The sequence below is a fragment of the Limnohabitans sp. 63ED37-2 genome (assembly GCF_001412535.1).
Lineage (GTDB): Bacteria > Pseudomonadota > Gammaproteobacteria > Burkholderiales > Burkholderiaceae_C > Limnohabitans_A.
In genome coordinates, this window is record NZ_CP011774.1 from 2,616,169 (window position 1) to 2,637,806 (window position 21,638).

20 protein-coding genes are annotated in these 21,638 nt (G+C 60.3%); 11 read left to right on the plus strand and 9 right to left on the minus strand.

The window, feature by feature from the left end:
• Positions 1–56: 56 nt before the first annotated feature.
• From L63ED372_RS12235 to L63ED372_RS12265, 7 genes are all read right to left on the minus strand, one after another.
• Complete coding sequence (locus L63ED372_RS12235) at positions 57–767, minus strand: ABC transporter ATP-binding protein (RefSeq protein ID WP_062406191.1); 711 nt, start codon at positions 765–767, stop codon at positions 57–59.
• A complete protein-coding gene (locus L63ED372_RS12240; protein ID WP_062406192.1) occupies positions 764–1,540 on the minus strand; it encodes an ABC transporter ATP-binding protein in 777 nt (258 codons plus the stop codon). Before L63ED372_RS12240 ends, L63ED372_RS12235 begins: the two co-directional genes overlap by 4 nt.
• The gene (locus L63ED372_RS12245) at positions 1,537–2,514 is read right to left on the minus strand and encodes a branched-chain amino acid ABC transporter permease (RefSeq protein ID WP_062406193.1); all 978 of its coding nucleotides are present in this window, start codon (positions 2,512–2,514) and stop codon (positions 1,537–1,539) included. Before L63ED372_RS12245 ends, L63ED372_RS12240 begins: the two co-directional genes overlap by 4 nt.
• Positions 2,511–3,383 (minus strand): branched-chain amino acid ABC transporter permease, encoded by an 873-nt coding sequence (locus tag L63ED372_RS12250; RefSeq protein WP_062406194.1) that lies wholly within the window; start codon positions 3,381–3,383, stop codon positions 2,511–2,513. Before L63ED372_RS12250 ends, L63ED372_RS12245 begins: the two co-directional genes overlap by 4 nt.
• A 24-nt stretch (positions 3,384–3,407) precedes the next feature.
• A complete protein-coding gene (locus L63ED372_RS12255) occupies positions 3,408–4,610 on the minus strand; it encodes an ABC transporter substrate-binding protein (RefSeq protein WP_062406195.1) in 1,203 nt (400 codons plus the stop codon).
• A gap of 20 nt (positions 4,611–4,630) precedes the next feature.
• Positions 4,631–5,434: a GntR family transcriptional regulator gene (locus tag L63ED372_RS12260; protein ID WP_062406196.1), complete on the minus strand. Its 804-nt coding sequence runs from the start codon at positions 5,432–5,434 to the stop codon at positions 4,631–4,633.
• Between the two features lie 169 nt (positions 5,435–5,603).
• A complete protein-coding gene (locus L63ED372_RS12265) occupies positions 5,604–7,163 on the minus strand; it encodes an acyl-CoA synthetase (RefSeq protein ID WP_062408076.1) in 1,560 nt (519 codons plus the stop codon).
• 123 nt (positions 7,164–7,286) lie between these two features.
• Between L63ED372_RS12265 and L63ED372_RS12270 the strand changes: the two genes are divergently transcribed.
• Both L63ED372_RS12270 and miaB read left to right on the plus strand, forming a co-directional pair.
• A complete protein-coding gene (locus tag L63ED372_RS12270) occupies positions 7,287–7,820 on the plus strand; it encodes a DUF2889 domain-containing protein (RefSeq protein WP_231624492.1) in 534 nt (177 codons plus the stop codon).
• A 160-nt stretch (positions 7,821–7,980) separates the two neighbouring features.
• Positions 7,981–9,318 (plus strand): tRNA (N6-isopentenyl adenosine(37)-C2)-methylthiotransferase MiaB, encoded by a 1,338-nt coding sequence (gene miaB / locus L63ED372_RS12275; protein ID WP_062406198.1) that lies wholly within the window; start codon positions 7,981–7,983, stop codon positions 9,316–9,318.
• On the opposite strand, the gene L63ED372_RS12280 is transcribed toward miaB, so the two are convergent.
• A complete protein-coding gene (locus L63ED372_RS12280) occupies positions 9,319–9,714 on the minus strand; it encodes a gamma-glutamylcyclotransferase family protein (protein ID WP_062406199.1) in 396 nt (131 codons plus the stop codon).
• Between the two features lie 180 nt (positions 9,715–9,894).
• On the opposite strand from L63ED372_RS12280, the gene L63ED372_RS12285 reads away from it, so the two are divergent.
• From L63ED372_RS12285 to L63ED372_RS12295, 3 genes are read left to right on the plus strand one after another with little or no spacing between them, the layout of a single operon-like run.
• Positions 9,895–11,286, plus strand: coding sequence for an aromatic ring-hydroxylating dioxygenase subunit alpha (locus L63ED372_RS12285; protein WP_062406200.1), 1,392 nt, complete (start codon positions 9,895–9,897; stop codon positions 11,284–11,286).
• Positions 11,283–12,761, plus strand: coding sequence for a glutamine synthetase family protein (locus L63ED372_RS12290; protein WP_062406201.1), 1,479 nt, complete (start codon positions 11,283–11,285; stop codon positions 12,759–12,761). Before L63ED372_RS12285 ends, L63ED372_RS12290 begins: the two co-directional genes overlap by 4 nt.
• A gap of 41 nt (positions 12,762–12,802) precedes the next feature.
• Positions 12,803–13,132, plus strand: a complete 330-nt coding sequence (locus L63ED372_RS12295) for a 2Fe-2S iron-sulfur cluster-binding protein (RefSeq protein WP_062406202.1) — start codon at positions 12,803–12,805, stop codon at positions 13,130–13,132.
• 1 nt (position 13,133) lies between these two features.
• On the opposite strand, the gene ffh is transcribed toward L63ED372_RS12295, so the two are convergent.
• Positions 13,134–14,519, minus strand: coding sequence for a signal recognition particle protein (ffh, locus tag L63ED372_RS12300; protein ID WP_062406203.1), 1,386 nt, complete (start codon positions 14,517–14,519; stop codon positions 13,134–13,136).
• A gap of 77 nt (positions 14,520–14,596) precedes the next feature.
• Between ffh and L63ED372_RS12305 the strand changes: the two genes are divergently transcribed.
• The 6 genes from L63ED372_RS12305 (at position 14,597) to L63ED372_RS16230 (ending at position 21,588) form a co-directional block, all read left to right on the plus strand.
• Positions 14,597–15,400: a cytochrome C assembly family protein gene (locus L63ED372_RS12305; protein WP_062406204.1), complete on the plus strand. Its 804-nt coding sequence runs from the start codon at positions 14,597–14,599 to the stop codon at positions 15,398–15,400.
• Positions 15,397–15,639 carry a PP0621 family protein gene (locus L63ED372_RS12310; protein WP_062406205.1) on the plus strand — a complete coding sequence of 81 codons (243 nt, stop codon included), beginning with the start codon at positions 15,397–15,399 and terminating at the stop codon, positions 15,637–15,639. Before L63ED372_RS12305 ends, L63ED372_RS12310 begins: the two co-directional genes overlap by 4 nt.
• A gap of 42 nt (positions 15,640–15,681) precedes the next feature.
• A complete protein-coding gene (gene ampD / locus L63ED372_RS12315) occupies positions 15,682–16,272 on the plus strand; it encodes a 1,6-anhydro-N-acetylmuramyl-L-alanine amidase AmpD (RefSeq protein ID WP_062406206.1) in 591 nt (196 codons plus the stop codon).
• A 405-nt stretch (positions 16,273–16,677) separates the two neighbouring features.
• A complete protein-coding gene (locus L63ED372_RS12320) occupies positions 16,678–19,599 on the plus strand; it encodes a ribonucleoside-diphosphate reductase subunit alpha (RefSeq protein WP_062408078.1) in 2,922 nt (973 codons plus the stop codon).
• 141 nt (positions 19,600–19,740) lie between these two features.
• Positions 19,741–20,880: a ribonucleotide-diphosphate reductase subunit beta gene (locus tag L63ED372_RS12325; protein ID WP_062406207.1), complete on the plus strand. Its 1,140-nt coding sequence runs from the start codon at positions 19,741–19,743 to the stop codon at positions 20,878–20,880.
• Between the two features lie 192 nt (positions 20,881–21,072).
• On the plus strand, positions 21,073–21,588 hold the full coding sequence (locus L63ED372_RS16230; RefSeq protein ID WP_082431796.1) for a histone: 516 nt from the start codon (positions 21,073–21,075) through the stop codon (positions 21,586–21,588).
• Positions 21,589–21,638: the final 50 nt, after the last annotated feature.

Sequence of the window (21,638 nt, forward strand, 5' to 3'; positions counted from 1 at the left end):
ATGTCAAAAATTCAATCGGGTCCCTGTGCCCATGAGCCAAGTCAACCCGAGGGCTTTCACATGCCCAAATAGGCTTGTCTCAGCGTGTCACTGGCCAGCAAGTCGGCGGGTGTGCCAGAAAAACGGATCTGGCCGTTTTCCATCACATAAGCACGGTCGGCGATGTCCAGCGACTGGCCCACGTTTTGCTCCACCAACAAGATGGCCAAGCCGCTGCTGCGCAGCTGCGAGATCAAGCCAAACATCTCTTCCACCAACAGTGGCGACAAACCCAGCGAGGGCTCGTCCAGAATCAGCAAACGCGGCTCGGCCATCAGGCCCCGGCCAATGGCCAGCATCTGTTGCTCGCCACCGCTCAAAGTGCCCGCCAACTGGGCCACACGCTCTTTCAGACGCGGAAATGTTTCGTAGACCTTGTCCAGGTTTTGCTGCTTGCGCTCACGGCCTCGGGTGAAGGCGCCCAGCTCCAGGTTCTCGTGGACGCTCAGGTTGGGAAAAACCTTGCGGCCTTCGGGCACCTGAATCAAGCCCTGCATGACCACCTGGCGCGAGTGCAGGCCCGTGATGTCCTGTCCGTCAAACCCCACTTGCCCCCCACGCGTGGCCACCAAGCCGCTGAGCGTGAGGTTGAGCGTGGTTTTGCCCGCGCCGTTGCTGCCGAGCAGCGCCACCAACTCACCGGGCATGACCTGCAGGTCCACCCCCCTCAAGACCTCGACCACGCCGTAGCCGGATTTCAGGCCTTGCACATTCAACAAAGTGTTCATGCCTGTGCCTCCTGAGCTGTTTGGGCTTGGGCAACGTTCTTTTGCAAACGCTCGGCCGTGCCGTGGCCCAGATAGGCCTCCACCACGGCTTTGTTGTTGGTCACTTCGGAGGGTGTGCCTTGGGCAATCAGCTGCCCCTGTGCCAGCACCCACACTTCTTGCGCCAGGCTCATCACCGCTTGCATGACGTGTTCGATCATCAGCACCGTCACGCCGCTTTGGGCAATGCCTTGCACCACCGGAATCATCTCTGCAATTTCTTGCGGGTTCAGGCCTGCCAGCACTTCGTCCAGCAGCAGCAAACGCGGGCGTGTGGCCAGTGCACGGGCCAGCTCCAGTCGTTTGCGCCCCGCCACCGTCAGGTCGCTGGCCAGCTTGTCCAGCTGTGGGCTCAGGCCTACTTGTTGGGCCACCGATTCGGCAAATTCAAGGGCCTGAGCACGGCGCGGCAAATGCAAGTGCGCCCCTACCGCGATGTTTTCGCGCACCGTTTGTGCCGCAAAGGGCTGCACGATCTGGAAGGTGCGTGTCAGGCCCATGCGGGCGTTCAAGTGTGGGGGCTGGCCGGTGATGTCTTGGCCTGCAAACACCACACGGCCCGTGTCCGGTGTCAAAAAGCCCGACATGAGTGCGAACAAAGTCGTCTTGCCCGCACCGTTGGGGCCAATCAAGGCGCTCAAGCGCCCTTCGGTGACCGACAGGCTCACGTTTTGCACGGCTTTCAAGCCGCCAAAGGACTTGCCCACGCCCTCGATCTGCAGCAGCGTGCTCATGATTTGTCTCCATCCGACTTGCTGCCGCGCAACCACTGCAGCGGTCTGGTGGTGCCCAGGCCCGCAATGCCGCGTGGCAAGAACATCACGATCACGATCAGCACCACGCCATAAATGACCATGTTGATGCCGGGCAGCTGCCCGAACAAATTGCGTGTGAGGTCGGCCAGGATGTGCAGACTCACCGCACCCAAGAGCGGGCCCCACAGCGTGCCCATGCCGCCCACAATCGCACCCACCAAGGCCTCGACCGAGGTGTGCGCCCCGAAAGCGATGCCCGGGTCGATGTACTGGAACACCTGCACATAAAACGCGCCAGCAGCGCCCATCAGGCCGCCCGACAAAATGGTGGCGATCAACTTGACACTGAAGGGGTTCACACCAATGGCGCGGGCCGCGTCTTCGTTGTCGCGCACCGCCTGAAGGTAAGCGCCAAAGCGGGAGTGGCGCAGCCAAGCGGTGATGCACAGCGCCAGTGTGACCAAGCCCAGCATGAGCCAGATGAACCCGGCGCGGCTGCCAAATTGCATGTTGGCGGCTGATTCCTTGAGCGGCAGCATCAGGCCCACACCGGCACCGGTGAAAGGCACCGAGGTGGCCAAAATGCGGAACACCTCGGCAAAAGCCAGCGTGACCAGCGCGAAGTAAGAACCCTTGAGGCCATAGCGGAATGAGGCCGCACCCACAAACGCCCCCACACCCGCCGCAAACACCATGGCCAGCGGCAAAGCCACCCAGGGGCTCAGTCCCCACTGCATTTGTGCGATGGCCTGAACGTAAGCGCCCGTGCCAAAAAACAGGGCATGGCCAAAAGAAAACTGTCCACCAAAACCACCCAGCACGTTCCACGCCTGCGACAACAGACACGCGTACAAAGACGTCATGACGAAGTTGAGCATCACGCCCGAATCGGTGAACAAGGGCACCGCCCCCACCAGCACCACAAACAGCGCGATGTTGCGAAAGTCTTTCATGCCTTCGCTCCAAAAAATCCTTGCGGCCTGAGCAAAAGCACCGCAATGAAAATCACAAAAATACCCACTTGGCCCAACGACTCACCCAGCAGCAAACCACCCAGCGACTCGACCACACCAATAAGCAAACCACCGAGCAAAGCCCCAGCAAAACTGCCCATGCCGCCCAGCACCACGATGGTGAAGGCCACCAGCACAAAGCCATTGCCCACCTGCGGGTTCACGTAATAAGCCGGCATCAAAAAGCAGGCCGCAGCGCCCAGACTGGCCAGGCCCAAACCAAAACACATGGCGTAAACATGGTCCACATCGATGCCCATCAAACGTGCGCCTTGCTTTTCTTTGGAGACAGCGCGGATGGCGCGGCCCAAATCGGTTTTCTGCACAATCAGCAAGAGCACAGCAGACACGACCAATGCGCCAGCAAAGGACACCAGTTTGGGCAGTGCGATGAAGGCCGGGCCGATCTGGACCGTGGTCAAGGTGTAGGCCGTTTCAATGGTGCGGGTGTCGGATTTGAAAAACAACAACGCCAGGTTTTCGAGCACGATCGATAGGCCTAGCGTGACCAACAAAATGTTTTCGTCCTTGCCGTGGCTGGCGCGGTTGATGACCCCGCGCTGCAGTGCATAACCCAGCACAAACATGGCCGGCACCATGATGGGCAGGGCCATGTAGGGATCGACCCCGAAGTGTTGCTTCAGCATGTACACGCCATACAGCGCCACCATCAATGACGCGCCGTGCGCGAAATTGATGATGTGCAGCACGCCATAAATGAGCGTGAGGCCCAGTGCGATCAGCGCGTACACGGCACCGGTGGTGATGCCGTTGAGCACCGAAGGAAACAGGATGTTGAAGTCCAGCATCGGGGTCTTTCAGGTCAGCGCAAATCAGCCTTTGAGCGGGAAAATCGGCTCAATCTCGCGGTAGTCGCGCGGCACGATCACCTTGATGTCGCCCTTGTGGACCTGGGTCATCAAAGGCTGTGCGCCCATGTTCTGACCGTTGACAAAATTGGTCGGGCCGTAAGGCATGATGTGATTGGCGAACTTGCTCGAAGCCAGCGCGTCGATGATGGCGGCGCGATCGGGCGACTTGGCGCGTTCAATGGCATCGGCCAGCAGCATCATGGCGGTGTAGGTCATGAACACTTCGTAGCTGAAGAACTGACCTTGTGCTTCCACACGCTTGCGCAACTCGGCCGAACGCTTGTCCTTGGGGTTGAACCAATGGTTGCAGTCGATGATGCCGTTGGCCGCTTCTGGAAACTCTTTGACGAACTTGTAGCTCGACGCCGCACCACCCAGCACCGAGTAAATGGCCTTGGGCGTGATTTTTTGCTGCTGCAAGGTACGCACCAGCAAGGCGTACTCGTTGTAGTAATTGGCCGGGATCAGGATGTCGGGGTTGACCTGCTTGATGCGCAGCGCAATGTTGTTGAAGTCACGCGTGGGGTTGGCGTGCTTGATGATTTCTTTGACTTCATAGCCGTAACCGGGCAGCTCTTTGGCCAACAAGTTGGCGGTGCCTGTACCGAACAAGGACTCTTCGTGCACGATCATCACGGTGCGGGCGGGCTTGCCTGCGGCGGTGTTCAAAACGTGCAGGCTGGACACGGCGACTTCGGCGCACTTCTTGTAACCGGGACCGAAGCGGAAAGTGTTTTTCAAGCCGCGCTCGACGATCTGGTCGGCTACGCCGACGTCCACCACATGGGGCAGGTTGTACTTGGCCGCTGCTTGTGTGGTGGCCAGGCAAATGGCCGATGCGAAGGCGCCGACCACGGCGCTCACGCCAGCCTCATTCATCTTCTCGATCTCGGCCGTGCCCGCTTGGGGGCTGGACTGCGCGTCGCCCAACATGGCTTCGATCTTGGCGCCGCCCAGCGACTTGATGCCACCAGCTTTGTTGATGTCTTCAATCGCCATCAAGGCGCCCATGCGGCACTGCTGGCCCGAGTAGGCCAAGGCCCCGGTGACAGGGTGCAAGACACCCACTTTGACGGGCTTGGGCTGTGCCCCGCCCACCAGTGGAAACGCGAGCGCCGAGGCCGCAGCAGCGGACTGGCCCATGAAAGTGCGACGAGAGGTCATGAGAACATCCTTTAAGTAGGTCAATGAAAGTTGGCGGACAGCTCTTGGCTTACCCACACCTTGGCGTCAATACTGCCAACGCGGGATAACTGCATCTGGTATTCGTACCGGTCCGGTCGGTACAAGCCATGCAGCCATTGGACGGGACGGTCGTCCTCGTCATAAATCAAACGCCGCACCGCCAGCAAGGCCGATCCGACAGAAACATCCAAATGCTGGGCCATGCCCACATCGGCCAGACGGGCCGAAATGGTTTGCTCAGCCCGGCCCACTTTGACGCCGGACTCTTCGAGCAGCACCAAAATGGGTTTTTGCGCCAACTCGCGCTTGCCAAAGCCTGACGAAATCGAGTCAGGCACCCAGGTGGTGATGTGCGACAGGGGGCCTTCGGGCGTGCTGCGCACGCGCTCGGCTTTTTGCACCAGTTCGGTGCTTCGCAACTTGAGGGCGGCGGCCACGTCCACCGGGGCCCGCAGGCGCTCCACGCTGAGCACCTTGACCTTGGTGCGCATGCCCATGGTGACCAGGTTCTCGAGCAAACCCGTCAGGCGGGCCTGCTGGCCCGTGGCCATGGTCGAGGCCTGCATCTGCACCTCTTGCGCACGCGCCGCAATGGGCCGTGTGCCGCGCCCGGGCTCGCGCTGAATCAGGCCCTCTTCGGCCAATTGAGACAAGGCCCTACGCACCGTGACACGCGCCACACCAAACTGCCCCATCAAGGCCAACTCGCCCGGCAAACCATCGTCAAAACGGCCTTCGCGCAATTGCTCACGCAGCACCAGATAAATCTGGTGGTACTTGGGCAAAGGCAGATGGGCATCCATGAGGGCGATCGTGGAACAGTCCCATTGTCCTGTCAATAGGACATTCAGGTCTTATGCATAGAACATTTCATCAGGGATTTCCCTTGGTAGTGAGCAATTCTTGCTGGGAATCGCGCGATCGCAGATTCTTCACGTCACTGCGAGGAGCGCAGCGACGCGACAGTCTGTGTCAGGCGTAGCGCACCCGCAAATCCCGCTTGAGCAGTTTGCCGCTCGGGTTCTTGGGCAGGGTGTCGGTGAACACCACGCGCTTGGGACACTTGAACCCCGCCATGTGCTGGGCGCAGTGCGCCACCACCGCCGCCTCGTCCAGCGTTTGCCCGGCCTTGACTACGATCACCGCTGTCACAGCCTCCACCCATTTCGGATCAGGCAAGCCAATCACCGCCACTTCGCTGACCTGTGGCAGGCGGTAGATCATTTCTTCCACTTCGCGGCTGGCCACGTTTTCGCCACCGGACTTAATCATGTCCTTTTTGCGGTCCACCACGGTGATGTAACCCTCGTCGTCGATCAGCCCCAAGTCCCCGCTGTGGAACCAGTCGCCCTCAAATGAAGCCCGGGTGCGCTCGTCGTCATGAAAGTAGCCCAGCATCAAATGCGGCGAGCGGTGCACGATCTCACCCACCTCGCCCACAGCGACGTCCTGCATGGCGTCGTTCACCACGCGGGTTTCGACATTGCGCACCGCCTTTCCGCATGAACCCAGTTTGCGCAGCTGATCCTCCGGGCCGAGCAGGGTGGCCAAGGGCGCGATTTCGGTTTGGCCGTACAGGTTCCACAGCCGCACTTGAGGCAGGCGGGCGGCCAACTCTTTGAGCACCTCCACCGGCATGATGGACGCGCCGTAGTAACCCTTGGCCAGCCTGGCGAGTTTGCCCGCATCCATGAGCGGCGAGCGCAGCAGCGCAATCCACACCGTGGGCGGTGCAAAGAAGCTGGTGATGCCAAACTTTTCGAGCATGGGCAGCAGGTTGTCAGGTGTAGGCTTGGACGTGATCACGTTGGTGCTGCCCATGTAAATGGCCGGACCAAAAAACACGTCAAGCTGGGCGCAGTGGTACAGCGGTAGCGCATGCAAAGCCACATCCTGCTCAGCAATCTCAGCGTCGATCACACAACTGACGTATTGCCACATCACCGCGTCGTGCGTGAGCTGCGCACCTTTGGGGGATGACTCGGTGCCGCTGGTGTAGACGATCTGCGCCACGTCGTAGCTGCCCAATGGCACATCGGGCAAAACATCGGTGCAAGCCGCCAGCACATCAAAGTTGTGCATGCCCGCCACGGGCTGGCTCGGGTCTTCGGAAGGCAGCCAGATGAACTGCCCAACTTTGGTATCGAGTTGGGATGCAGCCTGCGCCAACTCGGCCAGGCCACTGTCGGTGGCCAAGGTTTGGGCACCCGCGTGGCGCAAGATGTAAGCCACCTCTTCGGCTTTGAGCATGAAGTTGATCGGCACCATGACCGCGCCACGACGTGCCAGCGCAAAGCGCAGCGCGGCAAAGCCATGCGAGTTGCGTGCCAGCACCGCCACCTTGTCGCCCTCTGCCACGCCGATGCGGGCCAAGCCTGCCGCCAGGCGGGTGACCAGGGCGTCGAACTCGGCATAGGTCCAGGTGGTGGCCCCGCACACGATGCCGGTCTTGGTGGGCAAACGGATTGCCGTGCGGCGAAGGGCATCGGCAATGGTCTGACGGCGAACGGCGGGATGAATGGTGGTGGTCATGGTGGCGGTCATCGTGAAAGCTCCTACATCGATATGATCGGAAGATTGAACACCAGCACCACGAGAATTCCATTGGCACTTCCACCACCCTCCCCCCGAAAACTGTCACATACGCGCACCGTGGTGTACCAAGGCTTTGACCGCGAAGACGGCCTGTGGGACATCGAAGCCCAGCTGACCGACGTCAAAACCTTTGATTTTGAAGTATCCAACGAACGGCCATTTCCCGCCAACGAGCCGATCCACAACCTGAAAATCCGCGTCACCCTCGACAACAAAATGGTGATCCAGGACATCGCCACGTCGATGGACGACATCCCGCACCCCGAATGTGTTGGTGCGCCACACGGCATGCACAAGCTCATCGGCTGCACCATGGGCCCGGGCTGGCGCAAGGTCATCAACCAACACGTGGGTGGCACCGAGGGTTGCACCCACCTGCGCGAAATGCTGTTCAACATGGCCACCGCCGCCTACCAGACCCTGCCCGCAGGCCAATGGCAGCGCCGCGAATTGGCCGGGCAGCCCCACCCCGAGATGACCCAGGCGCCCTACTTCCTGGGCCAATGCCACAGCTGGGCCTATGACAGCCCGACAGTGCAAAGGGCGTATCCGATGTTTTTCAAGCCGAAGGCGACTGAGACGCCGGGGAACTGAGCAGTTTCTCGCCTGCGATAATACTTGTCACCTCAGCGCCCCAAGCGCTTCCACCCAACAGCCTCTGGATCTACACCATGAACCGCTGCACTCGTGCCCCTCGCGGGCGTGCTTTGCTTTGCCTTGACTTCATCACCTCCCTTGAATCCGTGGAGGCCGCATGAGCAAGAAGGTCTTCATCAAAACCTTTGGCTGCCAGATGAACGAGTACGACTCGGACAAGATGGCCGATGTGCTGGGCGCGGCCCAGGGCTATGAGCCCACGCAGGACGTGGACGAGGCCGATCTGATTTTGTTCAACACCTGCTCGGTGCGTGAGAAGGCGCAAGAAAAAGTGTTCAGCGATCTGGGCCGGGTGCAGCACCTCAAAGCCAAGGGCGTGCTGATCGGCGTGGGCGGTTGCGTGGCCAGCCAGGAAGGCGCCGAGATCATCAAACGTGCGCCTTATGTGGACGTGGTGTTTGGCCCGCAGACCCTGCACCGCCTGCCCGAGATGCTGGCCGAGCGCGAGCGCAAGCAGCGCCCGCAAGTGGACATCAGCTTCCCCGAGATTGAAAAGTTTGACCACCTGCCGCCCGCCAAGGTGGACGGCGCCACGGCCTTTGTGTCGATCATGGAAGGCTGCAGCAAATATTGCAGCTACTGCGTGGTGCCCTACACCCGGGGCGAAGAAGTCTCTCGCCCGTTTGACGATGTGCTGGTCGAGGTGGCAGGGCTGGCCGCGCAAGGCGTGAAAGAGATCACGCTGCTGGGCCAGAACGTGAACGCCTACCGGGGCAAGATGGGTGGCACGGCAGACATTGCCGACTTTGCGCTGCTGCTGGAGTACGTGGCCGACATGCCGGGCATCGAGCGCATCCGCTACGTGACGAGTCACCCGAACGAGTTCACACAGCGCTTGATTGACGCTTACGAGAAGATTCCCAAACTGGTGAGCCATTTGCACCTGCCGGTGCAGCACGGCTCGGACCGCATCTTGATGGCCATGAAACGCGGCTACACCGCCATGGAATACAAGAGCACGATCCGCAAGCTGCGGGCGATCCGCCCCGACATGTCGCTAAGCAGCGATTTCATCGTGGGTTTCCCCGGCGAGACCGAGGACGACTTCAACAAGATGATGAAGCTGATCACCGATGTGGGTTTTGACACCAGCTTCAGCTTCATCTTCAGCCCCCGCCCCGGCACGCCAGCGGCCAACCTGCACGATGACACCCCACACGAAGTCAAGCTGCGCCGCCTGCACCACCTGCAAGCGACCATCGAAGAGAACGTGCAACGCATTGGCGAGAGCCGCGTGGGCACGGTGCAGCGCATCCTGGTGGAGCGCCCTTCACGCAAGGACGCCACCGAGCTGGCCGGCCGCACCGAGTGCAACCGGGTGGTCAACTTCCCCGGCGGCCCTAACATGGACCGCCTGATCGGTCAGATGGCGGATGTGCGCATCACCCAGGGCTTGTCACACTCGCTGCGTGGCGAGTTGGTGATCAAGGACTGATCAAGATTCCCGGCCGACTTCGCGGATGTAGCGGCGGTAGTCGCCATGCGTGATGGGTGTGCAGCCGTCCACCGGACGGTTGTACACATAGGTCTGCACCCGCTGGCCTTGCAGTGGACCGCTAGCCACCGTGACCTCCTCGCGCCAGTACTGCGAGGCGGCGCGGTCGCCGGGCACCATGTCTTCCACCCCATCCAGCCGAGCCAGGTGTGCGGCATCGACCTCATAGACTTCGCCCGTGACCAGGCCATCGCCCACAAGGAACCCGGGATAGCGGCCCACGTCGACCAAGCGGCCGGGCACCTGGGCTGCGCCGACAAAACGTGCGCCCTTCATTTCGGCCTCAAGGCGCAAACCGGGCATCAAGGTGCCGTAGATGAAAAGAAGCTGTGTCATGGGCCCGATTTTGCGCCAGTGGGCACCCCCTGTCTGGCCCCAACTTGACTCAGCGCATGCTGTCGCCCGTTGGCGGGGGGCCCCAGCGTTGAGGTTTAAACTGACAGCCGCACCCAGGCGGGTTAGCCCGCCCTTACCCAGCACCGATCAGACGCGGACACCAGTCGTCCAGAGGCCTCCATGAAAGCAGAACAAAACGAACTCATCACCCGCATCGGGCCGGGGACGCCCTGCGGCGCAGTCATGCGCCACTATTGGCAACCCGTGGCGCTGGTAGACGAGTTCAACCCCGCGCTCGACCCGCGCATGGCGATTCGCCCCGTGAAGGCGGTGCGCCTATTGGGGCAGGACTTGGTGCTGTTTCGCAACGCGCTGGGCGACTACGGCTTGCTGGATCGCGACTGCCCACACCGGGGCGCGGACTTGGCCTATGGCCGTAACGAAGGCGATGGCCTGCGCTGCCCATTCCACGGCTGGAAATTCGATGTGACAGGCCAGTGCATCGAAACCCCGGCCGAGCCCACGGGCAGCACATTGTGCAAGCGGGTACGCCAGCGCAGCTACCCGATCATCGAGCGCAGCGGCATTTTGTTTGGCTGGTTCGGACCCGAGGGGCAGACCCCACCGCCGCTGCCGGGCATCGACGCTTTCAGCGCCCCGGCCACCCACACCTTTGCCTTCAAAGGGCTGTGGCATTGCAACTGGCTGCAGGCCTTTGAGGTGGGCATTGACCCTGCGCACGCTTCGTACCTGCACCGCTTTTTCAATGACGAATCGCTCGAAGGCAGCTACGGCCGCCAGTTTCGGGGCGCGAGTGCGGGCGATGTGCAAGGCGAGCGCTGGCCCATGACGCGGGTGATGCGCGAGCTGGACCAACCTGAGATTTCGTTTGAACCCACCGACGCGGGCATGCGCCTAACAGCCCTGCGCCAAATCAACGAGGCGCTCACGCATGTGCGGGTGACCAACGCGCTGTTTCCGCACACCTTTGTGATTCCACTGTCCGAGAGCATGACCATCACGCAGATGCATGTGCCGGTCGACGACACACACACCTATTGGTATTCGGTGTTCACCAGCTTTGACGGCCCGGTGGACAAAGAAGCCATGCGAAACCAACGCCTGCCCTCGGTCACGCTGCCCGACTACATCCCCAAAGCGGGCAAACACAACAACTGGGGCTTTAACCCCGAAGAGCAGGTCTCGCGCACTTACCTCGGCATGGGTGAAGACGACATCAATGTGCACGACCAGTGGGCCTGCGAGAGCATGGGCGCCATCCAAGACCGCACCCGCGAACACCTGGGCACCAGCGACAAAGTGATCATGGCGAACCGGCGCATCTTGCTCAAAGCCATCGAGACCGTTCAGGCCGGTGGCTTGCCGCCTGGCTTTGCGCAAGCGGCTGTGGCCAGCCAGCGCATGGGCCCCGACACGGTGGACGGCATCGCCCCCAGCGGGCAGTGGCCACAGTGGTGGCGCGAGGCCTGCGACGCCAAGCGCAGCGGCGCACCGTGGGATGCCTCACTGCCGGGCCATGCGCCAACCCCAGCCGACACGAGCGCGGCATGAGCTTCGCTGAACGCTGCGGCCTGAACAGCCGCGAACGTGAAACCGCTTGCGAGCAATTGTTGCGGCAGGTCGAGGCCTCGGGCATCGAGCTGATCCGCCTGGGCTGGTGCGACCTGCATGGCGTGGTGCGTGGCAAGACCATCGTGGCCTCTCAGCTGCGCCAGGCACTGGCCAATGGCATCGGCATGGTCAGCACCTTGCTGCTCAAAGACAGCTCGGACCGCACCGCCTTCAAGGTGTTCGAGCCAGGCATTCAAGAGACCCTGCCCGGCTTTGCCGGGGCCAGCAACTTCACGCTCATGCCCGACCCGGCCAGTTGGCATGTGTTGCCCTGGACCGAAAAGACGGGCTGGCTGCAGTGCCAGCCCTATTTCGCGGATGGGCGCATCGTGCCGCTGGACTCGCGCCATGTGCTGCAGCAAGCCGTACAGCGCCTGACCGATCGCGGCTGGCAAATGCGCTGCGGGCTGGAAGTGGAGTTCCACATCTACCGCCTCAAAGACCCGCTGCACGGCGCAGACCTGGATCCGGACCATGCCGACTGGCCCGGCCCTGCGCCCGAAGTCAGCCTGATCCACCCGGGCTACAACCTGCTGACCGAGGGCTGGTTTGACCGGGCCGAAGAGCCGCTGCGCATCGTGCAGCGCACCGCCCAAGCGCTGGGTTTGCCGCTGATCTCGCTCGAAATTGAACTGGGCCCCAGCCAGGTGGAGGCGGTGTTTGACGTGAGCGATGTGCTGACGGCCGCCGACCACATGGTGCTGTTTCGCAACGCCACGCGCCAAGCCCTGCGCCGCGCCGGTTACCACGCCACCTTCATGTGCCGCCCGCCGTTTGAGCACATCATGTCGAGCGGCTGGCACCTGCACCAGTCCCTCTGCGAAACAAGCACGGGCCGCAATGTGTTCATGCGCGATGGCGTCGCTCAAGGCGACGCACGCGATGCGCGGCAGGTGCTGAGCGATGTGGGCGCGTCCTGGCTGGCAGGGCTGCTTTCGCACGCGCCTGCGCTCACGGCCCTTTGCACATCCACCAGCAATGGCTATGGACGTTTCAGGCCCAACGCCATGGCGCCACAGTCGATTTTGTGGGGGCGCGACAACCGAGGTGCCATGCTGCGCGTGATCGGTGAACCCGGAGACAAGGCCACCCGCATTGAGAACCGCCTAGGCGAACCCGCGGCCAACCCTTACCTCTACATGGCTTCACAAATCCACGCGGGGCTCGATGGTGTGGACACGCTACTGCAAGCGCCGCCCGCCACCGAAACGCCCTACTCGCCAGGTGCAGCCACCATTCCGACCAGTCTCGCCGATGCGGTGCAAGCCCTGCACAAAGATGCCGCGATGTGCCAAGCGCTGGGCCAGCCCTTTGTGGACTACTACCGCACCATCAAACAAGCCGAGCACCAGCGCATGGCGCAGGCCGAGGATGTGCAGGAATTCCACCGCCGCGAATACTTCGGGCGCATTTGACCCACTTTTGAATCACCCCGCCCGACGGCGAAACACAGAACATGATCACGATCCACCTGCAGCCCCACGACCCCACTCAAGACGTGCACACCCTGAAAGCCCAGCCTGGCCAAAGCCTGATGCAGGCCGCGGTCGATGCGAATTTGCCCGGCATTCAAGCCGATTGCGGCGGGCTGCTGACCTGCGCCACCTGCCATGTGGTGGTGCACAGCGACTGGCAGGGCAAGTTGCCGCCCATGGGCAGCGACGAAGACGGCATGCTGGCCTTCACCGCCCAAGCACGCGAGGCGGGCAGTCGTCTGTCATGCCAGATTGAACTGACGCCCGAACTGGACGGCCTGCGGGTCACGCTGCCCGCAAGCCAGTACTGAATCAGCGCGGCATGCCGGGGAAGCCCCCGCCGCCGCCCATCATGCCTTTCATGGCGCCCATGCGTTTCATCATTTTCATCATGCCGCCGCCGGACATTTTTTTCATCATGTCCTGCATCTGCTCAAACTCCTTGAGCATGCGGTTCACGTCCTGCACCTGAACGCCTGCACCTGCAGCAATGCGGCGCTTGCGTGTGGCTTTGATGAGCTCGGGTTTTTTCCGCTCTTGCGGCGTCATGCTGTGGATGATGCCTTGCTTGCGACCAATGTCTTTCTCGACCTTGTCCATGTCCATGGAACCGGCCTTGGCGGTCAGTTGCGACGGCAGCTTGTCCATCAGACTCGACAAACCACCCATTTGTTTCATCTGCTGGATCTGGGACAAAAAGTCGTTCAAGTCAAAACTGCCACCGCTTTTGACCTTGGACGCCAGCTTTTGTGCTGCCTCCATGTCCACACCGGCGGTGACCTGCTCAACCAAGGCCACGATGTCGCCCATGCCCAGCACCCGGCCCGCATGGCGCTCGGCGTCAAACACTTCCAGGCCGTCGATCTTCTCGCTGGTACCCGCAAACTTGATGGGCACACCCGTGATCTGGCGCACCGACAAAGCCGCACCGCCGCGTGAATCGCCGTCCAATTTGGTGAGCACAATACCCGTCAAAGGCAATGCATCGCTGAAAGCCTTGGCGGTGTTGGCCGCGTCTTGGCCCTGCATGGCGTCGACCACGAACAGGGTTTCGACGGGTTTGAGCTCGACGTGCAAGGCCTTGATCTCGGCCATCAGAGCTTCGTCAATCGCCAGGCGACCGGCCGTGTCCACCAAGAGCACATCAAAAAAGTGCTTGCGGGCGTAGTCGATAGCGGCGCGGGCGATGTCGATCGGCTTTTGGTCGGGCGAGCTGGGGAACCACTCGGCCCCGGCCTGTGCGGTCACTGTCTTGAGCTGTTCAATGGCAGCGGGGCGGTACACGTCGCCCGAGACTGTGAGCACTTTCTTTTTGCGCTTTTCGATCAGGTGTTTGGCCAGCTTGGCGGTGGTGGTGGTTTTACCCGCACCTTGCAAACCCGCCATCAAAATCACGGCGGGCGGCTGCGCGGCCAGGTTGATGTCAGACACCCCCTCGCCCATGGTGGCAGCCAACTCGCGGTTGACCACGCCGACCAAGGCCTGGCCGGGCTTGAGCGAGCCCATGACCTCTTGGCCCAAGGCTTTGTCTTTCACGCGGGCAATGAAATCGCGCACCACCGGCAAAGCCACATCGGCTTCGAGCAAGGCCATGCGCACCTCGCGCAGCATGTCGGCCACGTTCGATTCGGTGATGCGGGCCTGTCCGCTGAGGGTCTTGACGAGGCGTGAGAGTTTGTCGGTCAGGGCGGAGGCCATGGGGGAATCCAGAAAAATCCGGTTGAGCGTGTTGGCGAAACCCCAGCGGCTGCGCCTGAAAGGCTAAACTCGGACCCATGATTTTAGCGAGTGCGCCTTTTTGGACGCTGCCCTTCTCGGCACTGGCCGTCTTGATCTATGCCATACCCGCTCTGGTGCCCCGCCGCCTGAGCGATGTGCACGCACGCCGCCTGCTTTGGCTGGCCTGGGGCTTTCATGCCATCAGCTTGCTGGTGCTGCTGATGGGGCCTGTGCGTTTCGGTTTTGCCCCAGCGCTGTCGGTCACGGCCTGGCTGGTGGTCACGGCCTACATGATCGAGACCCAGTTTTTCCCCAAACTCAAGGCCCGCTGGGCCGTGGGCAGCTTGGGGGCCATGACCGTGGCGCTGGCCTGGGTGTTTCCAGGCACCTTGCTCACCACCCAGGCTTCAGCTTGGTTGCCGCTTCACTTTGCGCTGGGTTTGTCGGCCTACGGCATGTTTGCCGCAGCCGTGGTGCACGCCTGGATGATGACCCGCACCGAACATGACATCCGCCTGGCCCATGAAGGCTCCAGCGGCCTGCCACTGTTGACGCTGGAGCGCTTGACCTTTCGATTTGTGGGGGCAGGCTTTGCGCTGTTGACGGCCACCTTGGTCGCGGGCGCCCTGTTTGGCGAAGCCCTGTATGGCCAAAGCCACACCGAATGGCGCTGGGACCACAAACGTGTCTTTGCCGTTCTGTCTTGGCTCACCTTTGCCACCTTGCTGGTGGGCCGCAGCCAATGGGGCTGGCGGGGCCGCCGCGCTGTTCGGGTGCTCTACATCGGCGCGGGCTTGCTGCTGCTGTCTTATGCGGGTTCGCGCTTTGTGCTGGAAGTTTTGATTGGACGGGCTGGATGAAATACCTGATTTGGCTCTTGGTCATTGTGTTGGCGATCTGGGCTTTCAAACGCAGCCGCCGCGTCAACACGGTCACACCCGAAGACAAGCCCCCAGCCTCCCCGGCTACACCAGCCCATATGGCGGCCTGCCTGCATTGCGGCATCCATCTGCCCCAAGACGAAGCCGTCACGGGGGAAAAAGGCCTTTACTGCAGCACCGAGCACCGCGCAGCCGCTCACGACCGCAACCCGGTCTGAACATCCGGGCCTGCCGCGCCCATCCACAGCCCACACCCCGCCATGTCTGACCACCCCAATGCATCCACCAGCCTTTGGGACAAGGGTTGGTATGCACCCGCCCAAAGATTGGATTCGCCCAACTTCGGCCCCAGACCCCCGGACACCTGCATCGATTTGCTTGTGATCCATTCCATCAGCCTGCCGCCTGGGCAATATGGCGGCCAAGAGGTGCAAGCGCTGTTCACCAACCAACTGGACTGGGACGCCCACCCGTATTTCTCCCAAATACGGGGCTTGCAGGTGTCCTCACACTTTTACATCCGACGTGACGGCAGCCTCTGGCAGTTTGTCAGTGCCGACGACCGGGCATGGCATGCCGGCCAGTCCGAGTACCGGGGACGCCCCCAATGCAATGACGACTCGATCGGCATCGAGCTCGAAGGCTTGGAGGGCGATGTCTTTGAGGACGCTCAATACGAGCGATTGCGTCGGCTGTGCCTGGACTTGCACCGACACTACCCGATTGCGCACATCGCCGGCCATGAGCACATCGCACCGGGTCGCAAGCACGACCCGGGGGCCGGATTTGACTGGATGCGACTGAAGGCATCGGTCAAATTGCCAAATCGGTATTTTCCCCTGTGCCTTTGATGCGACAAGCAAAAAATATTTTTGTTTATTTTTACAGTTGGCTGATCATTTCATCAGTTGCTGAGCACAGCAGCCCTGTTTGGACAGGCCCTTGAAATCCAGCGATTGCGCAAGAAAAGCCTCTGGAAGTCGCATCGCGATTGAGTCCGCCCCACCAAAGCCCGTCTTTTGTTGATTTTCAGAGGCTTTTTTCAGCCTCTGAAAAGCCCGTTCGCACGCCGTGAACCAAGCAAAGCCTCGCACTTTCGATCCAGGGGTCATTTTGTACCGGTACACTACCTGTAGTGGCTTGTCATGACCCCAGACACCAGATATAGTGTCCGTTACAAATTATCACAAATACCCCGAACGGCAATTCCACCCCGTTTGAACGTCTCAACTTCGAACCAAAACACAAAGATGACCATGCAAACTGACCTGTCCATCCCCCCCACAACCTCTGGTCTGATGAGCCTGCCCACCGACCGGGCCGACGCGGCCGCCTTGAACCCCCTGAACCACTACCAAATCATCCGCCGCAACGGTGCTGTGGTGCCTTTTGAGCCCAACAAAATCGCCGTGGCCATGATGAAAGCCTTCTTGGCGGTGCACGGCACCCAAGGTGCAGCATCTGCCAGCGTTCGTGAAGTGGTCGAAGAACTGACGCAAAACGTGGTCCGCGCCCTGATGCGCTCACGCCCCGGTGGTGGCACTTTCCACATTGAAGACGTGCAAGACCAGGTCGAATTGGGCCTGATGCGCAGCAGCAACCACGAAGTGGCCCGTGCCTATGTGTTGTACCGTGAGCGTCGCACCCAAGAGCGTTCACAGCAAAGCCAAGCCGTGTCACCCGTGGCTCAAGAGCCTGCATTGCAAGTCATGGACCAAGGCCAACGTGTCGCCTTGGATCTGAAATACCTCAAAACCCTGATGGTGAACGCCTGTGCAGGCTTGGGCAAAGACGTCAGCCCCGAGCCCATCATGGCCGAGACCATGCGCAACCTGTACGACGGTGTGCCCATGGAAGAGGTCTACAAAGCCTCCATCCTCGCCTCACGCACCCTGATCGAAAAAGACCCTGACTACACCTACGTCACCGCCCGTCTGCTGATGCACACCATCGCCAAGGAAATCCTGGGCAAGGAAGTCACCCAAGACCAGATGGCCGAGGAGTACATCAACTACTTCCCCCAGTTCATCAAAAAGGGCATCGACAACGACCTGCTGGACGCCAAGCTGGCCCAGTTTGACCTGAAAAAACTGGCCGAAGCCCTCAAGCCCGAGCGTGACCTGCAGTTCGACTACCTGGGCCTGCAGACCCTGTATGACCGCTATTTCCTGCACGTGCGCAAGCAACGCATCGAAATGCCCCAGGCCTTCTTCATGCGTGTGGCCATGGGCCTGTCGGTCAATGAAATTGACCGTGAGGCCCGCGCCATCGAATTCTATGAAGTCCTGTCGTCGTTCGACTTCATGTCGTCCACCCCCACATTGTTCAACAGCGGCACCTTGCGTCCCCAGCTGTCGAGCTGCTACCTGACCACCGTGCCCGACGACCTGGACGGCATTTACGAGTCCATCAAGGAAAATGCCTTGCTGTCCAAATTTGCGGGCGGTCTGGGCAACGACTGGACGCGTGTGCGGGCCATGGGCTCCCACATCAAGGGCACCAACGGTGAATCCCAAGGCGTGGTGCCTTTCCTGAAAGTGGTCAACGACACGGCTGTGGCCGTGAACCAGGGCGGCAAGCGCAAGGGCGCGGTCTGCACGTATCTGGAGACCTGGCACCTGGACATCGAGGAATTCCTGGAGCTGCGCAAGAACACCGGCGACGACCGCCGCCGCACCCACGACATGAACACGGCCAACTGGATCCCCGACCTGTTCATGCGCCGCGTCATGGAAAAAGGCGACTGGACCTTGTTCTCGCCCTCTGACTGCCCGGATCTGCATGACAAATTCGGTGCCGACTTCGAAAAAGCCTACACCGCCTACGAAGCCAAAGCCGAACGTGGCGAGATCAAGCCCAGCAAAAAGGTGCCCGCCACCGACCTGTGGCGCAAGATGCTGTCGATGCTGTTCGAGACCGGCCATCCTTGGATCACCTTCAAAGACGCCTGCAACGTGCGCTCGCCTCAGCAGCACGCAGGTGTTGTGCACTCCTCCAACCTGTGCACCGAGATCACACTCAACACCAGCGACACCGAAACCGCTGTTTGCAACCTGGGCTCGGTCAATTTGGCGCGTCACCTCAAGGACAGCTCCAGCGGCAAGGTCCTCGACCATGACAAGCTGAAAAAGACCATTTCCACGGCCATGCGCATGTTGGACAACGTGATCGACATCAACTACTACGCGGTCAAAAAAGCACGCGACTCCAACATCCGCCACCGCCCCGTGGGTCTGGGCCTGATGGCTTTCCAGGACGCGCTGTACGAGATGCGCATTTCTTACGCCTCGCAAGCCGCCGTCGAGTTTGCCGACCAGTCGATGGAAGCGATCTGCTACTACGCCTACTGGGCCTCCACCGAGTTGTCCAAAGAGCGCGGTCAGTACTCCAGCTACAAGGGTTCTTTGTGGGACCAGGGCATCTTGCCTTTGGACACCATCGACTTGCTGGCCCGCGAGCGCGGCGGCTATGTGGAAGTGGACCGTTCGGCCACTCTGGACTGGAATGCCTTGCGCCAGAAAATCAAGGCGGACGGCATGCGCAACTCCAACTGCGTGGCGATTGCCCCCACCGCCACCATCTCCAACATCATTGGCGTGGACGCTTCGATCGAGCCTTGCTTTGGCAACCTGTCGGTCAAGTCCAACCTGTCGGGCGAGTTCACCGTCATCAACAGCTATTTGGTGCGTGACTTGAAGCGTCTGGGTTTGTGGGACGACGTGATGGTCATGGACCTGAAACACTTTGACGGCTCACTGCGTCCCATCGACCGTGTACCCCAGGACATCAAGGCTTTGTACGCGACCGCGTTTGAAGTCGAAACCACCTGGCTGGTCGAGGCTGCCGCGCGTCGCCAAAAGTGGATTGACCAAGCGCAGTCGCTCAACATTTACATGGCGGGTGCATCGGGCAAAAAACTCGACGACACCTACAAGCTCGCTTGGTTGCGCGGCCTGAAAACCACCTACTACTTGCGCACATCGAGCGCCACTCAAGTTGAGAAATCCACCGTGAATGCCGGCTCGCACAACGCGGTGTCTGCATCCGGTGCGCCGAGTGCTGGCATGGGTGCGATCGAGGCCGCTGCCGCTGCTGCACAAGCTCAAATGGCTGCTGTGCCGGCCACCGACATCAAGTTCTGCGCCATCGACGATCCAGGTTGCGAAGCTTGCCAGTGATGCGCCTTGCACCGTGCAGCGCATCCGCATGCGCTGTTCGATGCAATGGAACAACACTTCATGCTCAGCCTGTGTCCTAATTGGATGAACGGCTTTGCAATTTGTGGTCATGCTTTCATAATTTAAGAACTGGAATTTTTTATGCTGTCCTGGGACGATCAAGTCAAACCCGCATTGCAACCCGCAATGCCCACTTTCACGGGTGCAGACCCCTCTGCAGCCACTGCTGCGCCGTCTTCAAACGCGGCTGCTTCTGCAGCACCGCGCCGCATGAACGCTGCCGACAAGCGCATCATCAACGGCCAGACCGACGTGAACCAGTTGGTGCCCTTCAAATACAAATGGGCTTGGGAAAAATACCTGGCCACCTGCGCCAACCACTGGATGCCGCAGGAAGTGAACATGAACCGCGACATCGCCTTGTGGAAAGACCCCAACGGTCTGACAGAAGACGAGCGTCGCATTGTCAAGCGCAACCTGGGTTTCTTTGTCACGGCCGACTCGCTGGCCGCCAACAACATCACCTTGGGCACCTACCGCCACATCACGGCACCCGAGTGCCGCCAGTTCCTGTTGCGCCAGGCCTTTGAAGAAGCCATCCACACACACGCCTACCAATACATCGTCGAATCGCTGGGCCTGGACGAGTCGGAAATCTTCAACGCCTACAACGAAGTCAAATCCATCCGCGACAAAGACGAGTTCCTGATCCCGTTCATCAACGTGATCATGGACCCCAACTTCAAGACCGGCACGCTGGAAACCGATCAGACGCTGCTCAAGTCCCTGATCGTGTTCGCCTGCCTGATGGAAGGTTTGTTCTTTTATGTGGGCTTTACACAGATTTTGGCGCTGGGCCGTCAAAACAAGATGACCGGTGCGGCCGAGCAGTACCAGTACATCCTGCGTGATGAGTCCATGCACTGCAACTTCGGCATTGACCTGATCAACACCGTCAAGTACGAAAATCCCCAGCTGTGGACCAATGAATTCAAAGCCGAGATCAAGGACCTGTTCCTCAAAGCGGTCGAATTGGAATACCAATACGCGGAAGACACCATGCCCCGCGGCGTCTTGGGCATGAACGCTTCCATGTTCAAAGGCTATTTGCGCTACATCGCCAACCGCCGTGCCACCCAGATCGGTCTGGAAGCCTTGTTCCCGAACGAGGAAAATCCATTCCCTTGGATGAGCGAGATGATCGACCTGAAAAAGGAACGGAATTTCTTCGAAACCCGGGTCATCGAATACCAAACCGGTGGGGCTTTGTCTTGGGACTGATCTTCTGACTGACTTTTCCATGTCCCCCCTCATCAAGCCACTCGCCACCAAGTCTTCGGACTTTGGGCGAAGTGGCTTTTCTGCGTTCATGGTGTTGGGGGATTCCCCAGCACCATGGATCGCTTTGTGCAATCCAACAAGCACCAAGCGTTCCCTTTCCGTTGAGTTCTCAACTTGATCAAGGAGAAAATCATGGCAACTGCAAAAAAAGCAGCAGCAACAAAAGCTGCTCCAGCAAAAAAGGCCGCACCGGCCAAGAAAGCGGCTCCAGCTAAAAAAGTAGCCGCAGCCAAGAAACCCGCCGCTAAAAAAGCAGCTCCAGCAAAGAAAGCCGCTCCTGCCAAAAAAGCAGTCGCAGCCAAAAAGCCAGCCGCTAAAAAAGCAGCACCGGCCAAAAAAGCCGCTCCCGCCAAAAAAGTAGCAGCAGCCAAAAAGCCAGCCGCGAAAAAGGCAGCACCGGCCAAAAAAGCCGTTGCAAAGAAAGCTGTAGCGAAAAAAGCCGCTCCCGCCAAAAAAGCAGCACCGGCCAAAAAAGCCGCAGTCAAGAAGACTGCAGCCAAGAAGCCAGCTGCCAAAAAAGCGGTTGTGAAAAAAGCGGCCAAAAAACCAGCAGCAAAGAAGGCATCCAAAGCACCCGCTGCCCCGGCTGCACAAACGACCCTGAATCCTCAAGCTGCGTGGCCGTTTCCTTCGGCCGCCAAGCCCTGATTCACCGTCTAGGCGCTAGCCACAAAGCCCGTCACTGGCAACAGTGCCGG